Source organism: Salinicola sp. CPA57 (genome assembly GCF_003206035.1).
GTDB classification, from domain to species: Bacteria; Pseudomonadota; Gammaproteobacteria; order Pseudomonadales; family Halomonadaceae; genus Salinicola; species Salinicola socius.
This window is the reverse complement of record NZ_PZJR01000009.1, coordinates 1-13,911: the sequence shown is the minus strand read 5'-3', so window position 1 is coordinate 13,911 and position 13,911 is coordinate 1. Positions and strand designations below refer to the sequence as shown.

The following is a 13,911-nucleotide window of genomic DNA, read 5'->3' as shown; positions in this document are numbered from 1 at the left end:
TGACGTTCACCTGGACTGCTGGCCTTTCCAGATCGCCTCGATCAATCCGCGGCTGGAGTCGTCCAGCGAGTCCAGTCCGTTCTGCGTGGCGATGATCTCCTCGGTCTCGGTGGCGATCTTCTTGCCCAGCTCCACGCCCCACTGATCGAACGAGTCGATGTCCCAGATCACGCCCTGAACGAACACCTTGTGCTCGTAGAGCGCGATCAGAGCGCCCAGCGTGGCCGGATTGAGGCTGTCGAACATCAATGTGGACGAGGGCTGATTGCCACGGTAGCGCATGTAGCTGGGCGGCGTCTCTTCGGACTTCACGGCATCGTCGCCCAGCATCAGCACCCTGGATTGCGCGAAGCAGTTGGCCAATGCCAGCCGATGCTGGGCCATCAGGTCGTCCCGGAAACGTTCGTCTTCGACATCATTGTAACGATTCACCGGTGCGATGAAATCACAGGCGACCGGCTGCGTGCCCTGATGCAGCAGCTGATAAAACGCATGCTGACCGTTGGGCCCGATCTCGCCCCAGATCACAGGGCAGGTGGAGTAGTCGACCACGGTGTCGTCGTTGGTGACCGACTTGCCGTTGGACTCCATTTCCAGCTGCTGGAAGTAGCCCGGCAGGTGCTTGAGGCGACCATCGTAGGGCAGCACCGCGTGCGAGCGGATATCGAGAAAATTGGCATTCCAGATACCGATCAACCCCAGCTGCACCGGCAGATTCTCCGCCAGATCGGCGGTACGGAAGTGTTCGTCCATGGCGTGGGCGCCGGCCAGCAGCTGACGGAAGTTTTCCATGCCGACACGGATGGCGATCGGCAACCCGATCGCACTCCACAGCGAGTAGCGCCCGCCAACCCAGTCCCAGAACAGCAGCTGGTTACCCGGATCGATGCCCCACTCGGTCATCTTCTCGGGCTTGGTGGAAACACCGACGAAATGGAAGCGCTTGATCAGCGCCTCGTCAACGCCCAGACGGGTCGCGATCCAATCCAGTGCCGTGGAGGCATTCGACAGCGTGTCGATGGTGCCGAACGACTTCGACGACAGGATGAACATCGTGGTTTCGGGATTGAGCCAGCTCAGGAAGTCCGCCAGCTGCGAGCCGTCCATGGTGGAGGCAAAATGGGTCGACACCTCGAAGACGTCATCGGGCTCGAAATCGGTCAACGCCGACGTCACCATCAAGGGCCCCAGGTCGGAACCGCCGACACCGAGATTGACCACATCCGTGATCGGCTTGCCGGTGGCGCCACGCCATTGCCCGTTCAGCAGCTTGTTGACCAGCGTTTCCATCTTGTCGAGCGTGGCGTGCACTTCGCTGACCACGTCGACGCCCTCGACGTCGAGCTGGGCATCACGGGGGAGACGCAGCGCCGTATGCAGCGCCGGGCGATCTTCGGTGCGGTTGACCCGCTCGCCGGACAGCAGCCGCTGAATGGCGGCCGGCACGTCAGCCTCCCGTGCCAGCGAGAACAGCTGCTCCCGCACCTCTGTCGTCCAGCGCTGCTTGGACAGATCCATCTGGATGCCGGCGGCTTCCAGGTAGAACGTCTCGAAGCGCGGCGATTGCTGGAACAGGGTCTTCAGATGCACATCCCGCATGCCCCCATCGAGCTGCTGCTCGAGCGCTTTCCATGCCTGGGTCTCACGAATCGACATCTATGGCTCTCCTTGTCACGTGCAGCGAAGAGGCGCAAAACGTACACTATGGTCGCAGCGGGCGTATCAAAGGCGTTCCGCTCGCTTCACGCTCTCCCAATTAAGAATATCTTCCGGCAATGATTGACGCATCTTACCGTGACGCCATCTTTTCGACACCCCTCGATCGCGTAGCGAGTTTCTCGTTCGATGAACGGGTCGTGGCCTGCTTTCCGGATATGGTCCGGCGCTCGATTCCCGGCTACGGCCAGATCCTCGGCATGTTCGGCGTCCTCGCCGAGCGCCATCTGCGCCATGGCGCCCATGTCTATGATCTCGGCTGCTCGCTGGGCGCCGTGGGCCTGGCGCTGGCCGGACGCCTGCCTGCCGAGACTTTCGAACTGACCGGGGTCGACCTCTCGCCGACGATGATCGCGCGGGCCCGCGAAATCGCCGCGTCGGAAAGCCCCGACCACAGGATAAGCTTCGTCGAGGGCGATATCCGCCAGTTGGACTACCACCCCAGCGGCATGATCGTGCTCAACTTCACGCTCCAGTTCCTGCCGCCGGCGGATCGCGATGCCTTGATCGCCAGACTGTACGCAGCACTCGAGCCCGGCGGCATCCTGGTGCTCTCGGAGAAGATCGTCGCCCCGGACGAACAGGAAAATGCCTGGCTGGTCGAGCGTTACCACGATTTCAAGCGCGCCAACGGCTACAGCGACATGGAGATCAGCCAGAAGCGCACCGCGCTGGAGAACGTGCTGGTGCCGGATACCCTGACGGCGCATCACCAGCGCCTGGCGCAGGCCGGCTTTTCACGAGTTACGACCTGGTTCCAGTACCTCAACTTCGCCTCCCTGATTGCGTTCAAGGACAAGGCCACGCCCAGAGACGAGGCCGCGATCAAGGATGGCTGATACCCCGACCGATACGCTCAAGGACGCCGAACGCCGACTCTACCTCGCGTTCCTGGAATACGAGCTGACCCCTTGGCTGGCGCGCCTTCCCGAACAGCTGTCGCGCGGGCTCGATCGTCGCCGCCATGGCGATCTGCCGGCGTGGGAAAAGGCCGTGACCAAATTGCCGGCGCTGCCGACGACGCGTGCGGTGGATCTGCAAGACGACAGCGTCACGGTGCAACTCGAACTCGATGATGCCGATCGCCGACGCTGCGAGAACCTGCTGAAAATTCTGATGCCGTGGCGCAAAGGCCCCTATCGACTCGGCGACATTGCCATCGACACCGAATGGCACTCGGACTGGAAGTGGCAGCGCGTCGCGCCGCACCTTTCACCGCTGGCCGGGCGCAGGGTTCTCGACGTCGGCGGCGGCAACGGCTATCACGCCTGGCGCATGGCCGGTGCAGGCGCCGCCTTCGTGCTGGTGATCGATCCCTCCCCGCGTTTCTATTATCAGTTCCACGCCGTGCGACACTTCGTGGGTGACGCCGATGCCTACCGAACCCATTTTCTGCCGGTGGGGATCGAGGACGTACCGGAGAAACTCGCTGCTTTTGATACCGTATTTTCAATGGGCGTGCTTTATCACCGCCCGTCGCCGCTGGAGCACCTGCTGCAGCTGAAAGATGCGCTGGCGCCCGGCGGCGAGCTGGTACTGGAAACCCTGGTGGTCGAGGGCGATGCACAAACGGTCTTCATGCCCGGCGAACGTTATGCCAGCATGCCCAACGTCTACTTTCTGCCCTCGTCGAAAGCGCTGGCTCACTGGCTCGAACGCTGCGGCTTCGAATCGGTCCGTTGCGTCGACGAAACGGTCACCACCCTCGACGAGCAGCGCTCGACCGAGTGGATGACGTTCCACTCGCTGGCGGAGTTTCTGGATCCGCACGATCGTACGAAAACGATCGAGGGCTACCCCGCGCCTCGCAGGGCGACGCTGATCGCCCGCAAACCCCAGCGCTGATCACGGCGACTTGTTGATTTTCACGATCCCAACGGAAACGGCCGGCAGTGCAATGCCGGCCGATTCTTTAACCCGATCAATATCAAACGATCAGCGCAAACGTTCTATATACAGCGATGTACACCAAAGTACTGGCGCCGAAAAAACGTGTGCGTCACGGGCAGGGCCCTGACTGAATATTGGCCTGGGTGATGTTGCTATTTTCAGGCACGCTGCAGATCAGCCACACATTGCCGCCGATGATCGATCCCTTGCCCACCGTGATACGCCCCAGAATCGTGGCGCCCGCGTAGATGACCACGTCGTCCTCGACGATGGGATGACGCGGCAGGCCTTTCTCGAGATGCCCTTTCTCGTCCGCCGGAAAGCGTTTGGCACCAAGCGTGACCGCCTGATAGAGCCGTACGCGATTGCCGATGATCGCGGTTTCGCCGATCACAACGCCGGTACCGTGATCGATGAAAAAGCCCTCGCCGATCTGGGCACCGGGATGAATATCGATACCGGTATCGGAGTGGGCCAACTCGGCGATGATTCGTGCCACCAGCCCGGCCCCCGCCTGATAGAAATAGTGGGCAATGCGGTGATAGATCACCGCGTGGACGCCGGGGTAGCAGAGCAACACCTCGTCGACACTGCGTGCCGCAGGATCGCCGTAGAACGCCGCCATGACATCGCCGTCGAGACGACGGCGCAGACTCGGCAGGCCGTCTGCGAAGCCCTGAATGATCTGCGTTGCCACCGCCTGATGGTCGGAATCCGGGCTGCCGTCGAGCCGCGACATGTAGCGCAGTTCGAGCAGCACTTCCTCGTGCAGCGCATTGAGCGCCCGGTCCAGGGTGTGGCCGACGTAAAAGTCTTCGCTCTCCTTGCGCAGATCGGAAGGACCGAGCCGCATCGGAAAGATCGCCCCGCTCAGGCACTCCAGGGTTTCCCGAATGCGATGCCGCGACGGCAGCTCACGACAGCCCTTCTCTTTTTCCCGACCGTTCTGGGCGCGCCACTGTTCGCGAGTGGCGCGTAGCTGGGACACGATACCGTCGAGCTGCCAGTTGACGTGCTGCATGGGGAATTCCTTTCAATCGCTGACGCAAGCGTCGGGCCGGAGCGACATGATACACCCGGTGGTGGCTGGGCCAAACGTCAGCCGCGCATCGCGCCGATACCGCCACTTTCTCCTGTTTATCCCCTATCGGGCCTTGCGGGTGACGCCTTTCAGCAATTCGCCCATGTCCTTCGCTTCCCAATGCGGGAAGTGCTTTCGAATCAATGCATTGAATTCGATCTCGAATGCCTGCCAGTCGACTTCCTCAGTGGACGAGGCGCCTTCGATCGCCCCCCGAATCAGACCTGCTCCCACCGTGATATTGGTCAGCCGATCGATCACCACGAAGCTGCCGGTACCGGGGCTCTTGCGGTAGTCATCCAGCGGTACGCTGGCGGTCAGCTCGACTCGGCAGCGACCGATGGCGTTGAGCGGCAAGCTGTCACTTTGGTGATGCTCGAGCGTATTGACGTCGATCTGGTAATCGATCGCGGCGATCCGGCCGGCGATCTCCTGGGTGCCGATCTTGAAGTCGTAGAGGCGACCCGGTTCGAGAGCGTTATCGTGCATCCAGACGATATCGGCTGCCAGCGCGCTGGACTGCGCGACCTCGGCATCGGCCGCCACCAGCCAGTCACCCCGGGAGATATCGATCTCGTCCTGCAAGGTGACCGTGATCGCCTGGCCGGGGTAGGCTTCCTCCAGATCACCATCGAAAGTCACGATACGATCGATGGTGGAGAGCTTGCCCGATGGCAGCACTTTCACCGCCTGGCCGGGGCGCAGGATGCCGGCTTCCAGCGTGCCGCAGTAGCCTCGGAAATCGAGATTGGGCCGATTGACGTACTGCACCGGCAGCCGCAGATCGGAAAGGTTGCTGTCGTGCACGACCTCGACGCTCTCGAGCAGCTCGAGCATCGCGGGACCCGGCGCACCATCGACGCGATACCAGGGCATATGCTCGCTACGGTTGACGACGTTGTCGCCGTCCAGCGCCGACATCGGCACGAAACGGATGTCTCTGGCGTCCAGCTTCTCGGCAAACTCACGATAATCGGCGACGATCTCGTCGAAGCGTGCCTGCGAGTAATCGACCAGGTCCATCTTGTTGACCGCGATCACCAGATGCTGAATTCCCAGCAGATCGGCAATGAAGCTGTGACGCCGGGTCTGTACCTGCACGCCGTAGCGGGCGTCGATCAGGATCACCGCCAGGCTCGCAGTCGAGGCGCCGGTGGCCATGTTACGGGTGTACTGCTCGTGGCCCGGGGTGTCGGCGATGATGAACTTGCGCTTGTCGGTGGAGAAGAAACGGTAGGCGACATCGATGGTGATGCCCTGTTCGCGCTCCGACTGCAGACCATCCACCAGCAGCGCCAGATCGACCTTGTCACCGGTGGTACCGCTGGTCTTGGAAGCCTGCGTAATCGCGGCCAGCTGATCTTCGTAGATCATCTTGGAATCGTGCAGCAGTCGCCCGATCAGGGTCGACTTGCCGTCATCGACACTGCCGCAGGTGATGAAGCGCAGCAGATCTTTCTGCTCGTGCTCTTTGAGATACTGTCCGATGTTGTCGGCGATCAGCGTGGATTGATGAGACATCTAGAAGTACCCCTCGCGTTTTTTCTTCTCCATCGAACCCACCTGATCACGATCGATGGCACGTCCGGAGCGCTCGGAGGTGCGCGTCAGCAACATCTCCTGAATGATTTCGGGCAACGTGGCGGCTCTGGATTCCACCGCGCCGGTCAACGGGTAGCAGCCCAGCGTGCGGAAGCGCACCCACTTCTCTTCGGGAACCTCGCCGGGTTCCAGCGGCAGCCGGTCGTCGTCGACCATGATCTGCATGCCGTCGCGCTCGACCACCGGACGCGGTGCGGAGTAGTAGAGCGGAACGATGGGAATCGATTCGAGATAGATGTATTGCCAGATATCCAGCTCGGTCCAGTTGGAGAGCGGGAACACGCGGATCGACTCGCCCTTGTTGACCTTTCCATTGTAGAGATTCCACAGCTCCGGACGCTGGTTCTTGGGATCCCAGCGGTGATGCTTGTCACGGAACGAGTAGACGCGCTCCTTGGCACGGGAAGCTTCTTCATCGCGCCGGGCACCGCCGAAAGCCGCATCGAAGCCATACTTGTCCAGCGCCTGCTTGAGCGACTGGGTCTTCATGATATCGGTGTACTTGGCGCTACCGTGATCGAACGGATTGATGCCGGCGGCGCGCCCTTCCTCGTTGATATGCTCGATCAGTTCCATCCCGACGTCCGCGGCCATCCGATCGCGGAACTCGATCATCTCCTTGAACTTCCAGGTGGTGTTGACGTGCATCAGCGGAAACGGCGGTGGACCGGGATAGAACGCCTTGCGCGCCAGGTGCAGCATCACCGAGGAGTCCTTGCCGATGGAGTACAGCATCACCGGGTTGCCGAACTCGGCGGCGACCTCGCGGATGATATGGATGGACTCGGCCTCGAGCTGCTTGAGATGAGTCTGGCGCTGAGCGCTGACGATAGGAGCTGTCATGATCGATGTCTCACGGTCGCCCTCTGAAATCAGATGGCAGAACAGAATATGGGCTTCTTTGAAGGCAAACCCTAGCGAGACATTGGTAATAACGTCAAAGAATCAAAAATGATCCAAAAAGCGTTTTTAGTTATAACCGGCTAGAGATCGACCCGCTCGACCCAGGTCGCCAGAGTCTTCCCGCGTAGATCGACGACCCGCAAACCGGGCCGGGACGCCTCGTCGGTGGCGAATTCGTGGCTTCTCGGCAGAAACTGGTCCGAAGTCGACGGGCACCCATAAACGGCCACGAGACCCTGCCAGGCAGCGAACGCCTGATGAATGTGGCCACAAAACAATGCCCTGACCTGCGGATAGGGGGCCAACGTCTGCCACAGCGCATCGCGATCCTTCAACCCGATGGCATCCATCCATACAGAGCCGACTTCCAGCGGCGGATGGTGCAGCGCAATCAGCGTTGGCCGTTCATCCGCCTCCAACTGCCATGCCAATCGCTGCAACTGGTCCTGCCCCAGCTCCCCTCCCGGCTGACCGCTGATGCGAGAATTGAGTAGCAACACCCGCCAATCGCCAAGGTCGAGGTCTTCATGGAAGGGATGACACTCTGCCATGAGCTCGGGCTGATCATGATTGCCGGGGATCCAGAACCACGGACACCCCAATGTCGCAAAGGCCCGCCTGGCATGCCGATAGGCGGCGGGCGTCTCGTCCTGGGCAATGTCGCCGGTCACCAGCACGATGTCCGGCCGAATCGCTTTTGCACGATCGACGATGGCATGCAGCTGGCGTAGCGGCGTTCCCTTGCGCGACGTTCCTTCAGGGTCTGCCAGCAGATGACAATCCGTAATCTGAACCAGTCGCATCAGGGCGTTTCCGGCACGTTGGCGGCATGGCCGTGCGCCAGCCCATGCTGTAGCCACTCCCCCAGGAAACGGTTGATCTGCAGTTTCTCGTCTGGCTGGTGCATTTGCGGGTTGGGATAACGATAACGCCCCTGAAAATGGCGCTGGCGTTGAAAATCGGTCACTTCCGCCATATCCGCATCATGGTACAGATGCACCGTCATTCGCGGTGAATCGACGAAACTGTCCAGCACGCCAGTCTGGGAAACCCGTGCGACCGTGGTGTAAGGCGCCTGCTCGAGGACCTCGAACCACAGCGTGCCGAAGCGCGCATGCTCACCGGCGAGCGGCACTTCCTTGATTTCACCAGGCTCCATGTCCATGACCAGACGGCAAAGCCGCAGATAGTTACTGCTGCATTCTGCCTGGAGCGTCTTGAGATCCGTAACGTAAGCAGTCTTTCTCATGCAGTTCTCCTGGCGCATGACGGCCTCTAGTCTAGCTCGAGTATCGGGGGGGCAACCGCCGCTCTTGATGACCGACGACCTGCGACAACAACGGTACTGCCGCCCTCTCGTGTCAGGCCCTGGCTCTCAGCGTGGCACGCTCTCGCGCCAGCCAGTGAAAGCCGATCAACGCCATGGCATTGTCCAATTGTCCCGCCATCAATCGATCCCACGCTTCGGGATACGACATGACGTGAACCAGAATATCTTCGTTTTCATCTTCCACACCGTGTATGCCGCCGAGTCCCGTGCTGTCGATCAAACCACAGAACAGCGTGACCTGCTCGGTACAGGCACCAGGGCTGGGATAGTAGCGATGAAGCTCGATCAACTCCCCGATTTCACACCCCGCTTCTTCCAACGCCTCGCGACGTGCCACGTCCGCTGGGGTTTCGCCGGGTTCCACCAGGCCGGCAACGGGCTCCAGCTTCCACGGCGATATCGGGTCTTCGAGGGCGCCTGCGCGAATCTGCTCGACCAGCGCGACCCGATCCAGAGACGGGTCATAGAGTAGTACCCCCACCGCATTCCGGCGAACGTGAACCTCGCGATCGACAGGCTCGCTCCACTCGCCGTTGAACTGCCGATGACGCAGCCGGCGCTTCTCCAGATCGAAGAATCCTGAGTACAGCTGCTGATCTTCGATTCGATCGACATCTTTGGCATCGAAGCGATTGACCGGCGCAATCTTGCGATCCATGAGCGGCTCCTTCGGATGAGAGCCTCATTATTGCGGCACCGCGGATCGATTCCAACCGGTGCCGGCCTGATTCGCCCGTGGGAGGAGGGCCATGCGTCCGGCGGTACGACCCTCCCCAGTCACGGCGGCTCGAACCGGAATTAGGCAACGCCTGAATGCGGAACTAGGCAAGGTTGAGGTGCGCCATTCATGCACCTAGACATTTATATATTTAATTCACAGACCCTATCTTCAGTATTGTTAAAAGTTGTCCAGGATTAACTTAAGGATACTAAATGCACTTAGGGTGATAGACAAAAAGTCTAACAATGCAATCATGTAAATAAATTAAACCCTTGATATTCATGATTATTTTAGAAAAATAAAATAATTTCAATTGTCAACAGCGTTAACGATTTGCAATCAATAACCTTCTCTCCTATTCATACGTAAACACCACAATAATCACCTTTAAACACCCATACGCGTACAACGTCCTGGTTCTAGCGATAGAACGTTCAGGCAGGGAGAGACTCATGGCCATTTCCGCAAAAGTCAGCGCGCTTAACGAAGACGTTGCCGCAGCACCTGCTTCCGCCGTTGGGACTGACGGTACGATTGCCCTGGAGCAGCCCAGGAAAGTGCTGCTGAGTCTTTCTCCCGACGACGTGCAGACACTGCAGCGAGATGGCGATGATCTCCTGGTCAGAACGACTGATGGACAGGTCATTCGCATCGAAAATTTCTACGGTGCGGACGGGAACCTGGAGAGCCAACTCTATTTGACCGGCGAAGATCAGGAACTGATCTGGGCTGACCTCGGCCCAGCCAGTAGCGACGGTTTCATTGCCGCCGACTACATTCCACAAAATGAGTTCGGCGTATTCGAGCCGGTTACCGCTGCCGGGGAAGGTGGAGAGGGCCTCGGGGTCACGCCGTTGGGCTGGGCTGCCATCGGCGGTGGTGCGCTGGCCGCTGGTGCCGTCGCCGCTGGAGGCGGTGGTGGCGGCGGTAGCGACGATGACGACGATACCCCACCGGAGGATGCCGATGACAGCGATAACGAGGACGATGCGACGCCACCCGACGCGCCCGCGATAAATCCTTCCAACGGCGAAACCATCAGCGGTGAAGCCGAACCTGGCAGCACCATCATCATTACCGACGGCGACGGCAATCCCGTCGGCGAGACCATTACCGGCGAAGACGGCAACTGGACGTTCACACCCGAGGAACCGCTGCCCGACGGCACCGACATCGACGTCGTCGCCCAGGACCCCGCCGGCAATACCAGCCAGCCAACGACTGGCACCATCGATGCCTCCGCGCCGGACGCCCCCACCATCGATCTCTCGAATGGGGAAACGCTGACCGGCACCGCCGAGCCGGGAAGCACCGTCACCCTGACCGACGGAGATGGCAACGCCATTGGTGATACCACCGCGAACGGAGAGGGTAACTGGTCATTCACGCCGAGCGAGCCGCTACCCGATGGTACGGAAGTTTCCGCAACCGCCACAGACGCCGCCGGTAACGAGAGCCAGCCGGTTACCACGACCATCGACGCGCTGGCACCCGATGCCCCCGCTATCGATCCCACCGATGGCACCCTCTTGACCGGCACCGCCGAGCCAGGAAGCACCGTCACCCTGACCGGCGGAGACGGCGATCCGATCGGTTCCGCGATCACCAACGCCAACGGCAACTGGTCGTTCCAGCCCGAGCAACCGCTGGATGACGGCACGGATGTGACCGCAACCGCGACCGATGCCGCCGGCAACGTCAGCGAACCCGCGACGACCACCGTCGATGGCGATCTCGACGATGACACGCCGCCGGTCACGCCGACCATCACGTCGGTCACCGATGATGTTACCCCCGAGACCGGCCAACTCGATGATGGCGACAGCACCAATGATCCCACACCCCGCCTGACCGGCCGCGCTGAAGCCGGCAGTAAGGTGACGATCTTCGCCGACGGCGAAGAGATCGGGACAACCACGGCCAACGCCCAGGGTAACTGGTCGTTCACGACCGCCAACCTCGACGATGGCGATACCACCTTCACGGTGACCGCCACCGACGGTGCCGGCAATGTGTCGAATGCCAGCGCCCCGTTCACGCTCGGCATCGATACGATGGCACCGAATGCGCCGACGCTTTCCCCAACCGATGGCACCCTCCTGACCGGCACCGCCGAGCCGGGAAGCACCGTCACCCTGACCGGCGGGGACGGCAATCCGATCGGTTCCGCGATCACCGACGACAACGGCAACTGGTCGTTCCAGCCCGAGCAACCGCTGGATGACGGCACGGATGTGACCGCAACCGCGACAGACGCCGCCGGCAACGTCAGCGAACCCGCGACGACCACCGTCGATGGCGATCTCGACGATGACACGTCGCCGGTCACGCCGACCATCGCGGCGGCCAGCGACGACGTTGCCCCCCAGACCGGCCAACTCGATGATGGCGACAGCACCAATGACGCCACACCGACATTGAGCGGTCGTGCCGAAGCGCGCAGCGTCGTGACGATCTATTCCGGGGACGACGAGCTGAGCACCGTCATCGCCGACGATGACGGCAACTGGTCCTATACGCCTGACGCGCTCGACGATGGCGAGTACAGCTTTACCGTCACAGCCACCGATAGCGCCGGTAATGTGTCGGACGAAAGTGCCCCCTTCACCTTGACCATCGACACCCAGCCCCCTGCCACGCCGATTGTCGATCCTACGAATGGCGAAATTCTGACTGGCAGTGCCGAGGCGGGCAGTAGCGTCACCCTCACCGATGAAGAGGGCGACACCATCGCTACGGTAACATCGGATATCAATGGCAACTGGTCATTCGCCCCGGATACGCCGCTGCCAGACGACAGCACCTTTACCGCGATTGCCACAGACGCCGCCGGTAACGTCAGCGAGCCAGGCAGTGCCGTTGTCGACGCCGATCTGGAAGATACGCTGCCGCCTTCCGAGCCCGTCATCATTACCTCGATCGATGAGATAGAGCCGGGAACGGGAAGCGTCGATGATGGCGATACGACCAATGATGCCAACCCGACGCTAGTAGGCACCGCCGAAGCGACCAATACCGTCCAGATCTGGGCCGACGCCGGCGATGGAATGCAGATGCTCGGCACGACTCAAGCCGACGGCTTCGGTAATTGGAGCTTCAGAATCTTCAGCCGTCTGGCGGAAGGCAATACGACCTTCATGGCGAGGTCGATCGATCCGGCCGGTCAGACATCGGAGGCCAGTTCACCCTACGCCGTCGTCATCGACACGACGCCACCGGACGAGCCGACGATCGACAGCGCTACGGACGATGTCGATCCGACTGGCACGCTAGGCGATGGTGATAGCACCAATGACACTACCCCGGCGCTGACCGGCACCGCCGAAGCCAACGCCACGGTGACGATCTCGGCCAACGGCACGGTACTCGGCAGCGTCACCGCGGACGGTGACGGCAACTGGTCGTACATACCGGAAACTCTCGGTGAAGGCGATGTCACCTTTACTGCCACAGCAACCGATGCGGCCGGCAACGTCTCTCCGGACAGTCCGAGCTTCACGTTGACGCTGGACGAAACGGCGCCAGACGCGGGTGATAACGGCATCGTGATCAACGACGCTGGCGACGGCTTCCTGAACGTCGACGAAGCCGGCAACGTCACCTTGAGCGGGCGCATCGAAAGCGGCGCTTCCATTACCGACTTGACGATCAGCGATGGGACCGGTGGCAGCGTCGAGGTCCCGCTCGGGAATATCGCCGTCGATGCCGACGGTAACTTGACGGTCAGCGGCGTGGACCTGTCGGGTCTCGTCGACGGCGAACTGACAGCCACCCTCTCCGTGACCGATGCCGCCGGCAACACCGGCACGGTCACCGATACCACCACGCTCGATACGGCTGCGCCCGATGCCCCGACCGCAACGCTGGCCGACGATACCGCCATCGACGGTGACGGCATCACCAGCGACGCCACCATCAACGTCGGTGGCCTCGAAGGCGGGGCAACGTGGGAATATTCCACCGATGGCGGCGATAGCTGGACGACCGGCATGGGTGCCAGCTTCGAACTGCCGGAAGGCGACTATGCCGCCGACGCCGTGCAGGTGCGTCAGACCGATGCCGCGGGCAACACCGGCGAGACGGCCAACCTCGGTGTCGTGACGGTCGATCTGACCGCCCCGGAAGCCCCAGTGATTGAAGGCGCCGAAGACGACGTTCCTCCCGCCGGACCGATTGACGATGGCGATGCCACCAACGACGTGACACCGACGCTGATCGGCAGCGCCGAGGCCAATGCCATCGTGACCGTCTACGCCGACGGTCGAGACCTGGGCACCACCACGGCCGACGCGGAAGGCAACTGGCAGTTCGCGACCGATGAGGCGGATCAGTTGTTTGGCGGTGAAACCGTCTTCACTGCCACCGCCACCGATATCGCAGGCAACGTTTCCGCCACCAGCCCGACGTTTACGCTGACGTTCGACACGACGGCACCTGCGGCACCGACGATCGAACCGACCAATGGAGACGAGATCACCGGTACCGCCGAACCTGGCAGCACGGTCACGTTGACCGACGGAGACGGCACCCCGATCGGCAGCGTCGACGCCGATCCCGACGACGGTAGCTGGTCATTCACGCCAGACGAGCCGCTACCCGACGGGACCGAAATCAACGCCACCGCAACCGATGCCAGCGGCAATACCAGCCCTGAAGCCACGGCCACGG

General features: G+C 61.4%; 10 protein-coding genes. 3 read left to right on the top strand and 7 right to left on the bottom strand.

The window, feature by feature from the left end; all coding sequences use genetic code 11:
• Positions 1-6 precede the first annotated feature (6 nt).
• Positions 7-1,656 carry a glucose-6-phosphate isomerase gene (pgi, locus tag DOM36_RS09985; RefSeq protein ID WP_110643011.1) on the bottom strand — a complete coding sequence of 550 codons (1,650 nt, stop codon included), beginning with the start codon at positions 1,654-1,656 and terminating at the stop codon, positions 7-9.
• 119 nt (positions 1,657-1,775) lie between these two features.
• On the opposite strand from pgi, the gene cmoA reads away from it, so the two are divergent.
• The gene (gene cmoA, locus DOM36_RS09980) at positions 1,776-2,555 is read left to right on the top strand and encodes a carboxy-S-adenosyl-L-methionine synthase CmoA (protein ID WP_110643010.1); all 780 of its coding nucleotides are present in this window, start codon (positions 1,776-1,778) and stop codon (positions 2,553-2,555) included.
• On the top strand, positions 2,548-3,561 hold the full coding sequence (cmoB, locus tag DOM36_RS09975) for a tRNA 5-methoxyuridine(34)/uridine 5-oxyacetic acid(34) synthase CmoB (protein WP_110643009.1): 1,014 nt from the start codon (positions 2,548-2,550) through the stop codon (positions 3,559-3,561). Before cmoA ends, cmoB begins: the two co-directional genes overlap by 8 nt.
• A gap of 154 nt (positions 3,562-3,715) precedes the next feature.
• Here cmoB and epsC read toward each other — a convergent pair whose 3' ends face one another.
• From epsC to DOM36_RS09945, 6 genes are all read right to left on the bottom strand, one after another.
• Positions 3,716-4,627: a serine O-acetyltransferase EpsC gene (gene epsC / locus DOM36_RS09970; protein WP_075570005.1), complete on the bottom strand. Its 912-nt coding sequence runs from the start codon at positions 4,625-4,627 to the stop codon at positions 3,716-3,718.
• A gap of 123 nt (positions 4,628-4,750) precedes the next feature.
• Entirely contained in the window at positions 4,751-6,208 is a 1,458-nt protein-coding gene (cysN, locus tag DOM36_RS09965) for a sulfate adenylyltransferase subunit CysN (protein WP_075570006.1), read from the bottom strand.
• Positions 6,209-7,132, bottom strand: a complete 924-nt coding sequence (gene cysD / locus DOM36_RS09960; protein WP_075570007.1) for a sulfate adenylyltransferase subunit CysD — start codon at positions 7,130-7,132, stop codon at positions 6,209-6,211.
• Between the two features lie 140 nt (positions 7,133-7,272).
• On the bottom strand, positions 7,273-7,995 hold the full coding sequence (locus tag DOM36_RS09955) for a phosphodiesterase (RefSeq protein ID WP_110643008.1): 723 nt from the start codon (positions 7,993-7,995) through the stop codon (positions 7,273-7,275).
• A complete protein-coding gene (locus tag DOM36_RS09950; RefSeq protein WP_075570009.1) occupies positions 7,995-8,441 on the bottom strand; it encodes a DUF1249 domain-containing protein in 447 nt (148 codons plus the stop codon). Before DOM36_RS09950 ends, DOM36_RS09955 begins: the two co-directional genes overlap by 1 nt.
• Positions 8,442-8,553: 112 nt before the next feature.
• Positions 8,554-9,180 carry an NUDIX domain-containing protein gene (locus DOM36_RS09945; RefSeq protein WP_075570010.1) on the bottom strand — a complete coding sequence of 209 codons (627 nt, stop codon included), beginning with the start codon at positions 9,178-9,180 and terminating at the stop codon, positions 8,554-8,556.
• A 515-nt stretch (positions 9,181-9,695) separates the two neighbouring features.
• Between DOM36_RS09945 and DOM36_RS09940 the strand changes: the two genes are divergently transcribed.
• The coding region (locus DOM36_RS09940) for an Ig-like domain-containing protein (protein ID WP_157958618.1) at positions 9,696-13,911 on the top strand (4,216 nt) is incomplete at its 3' end.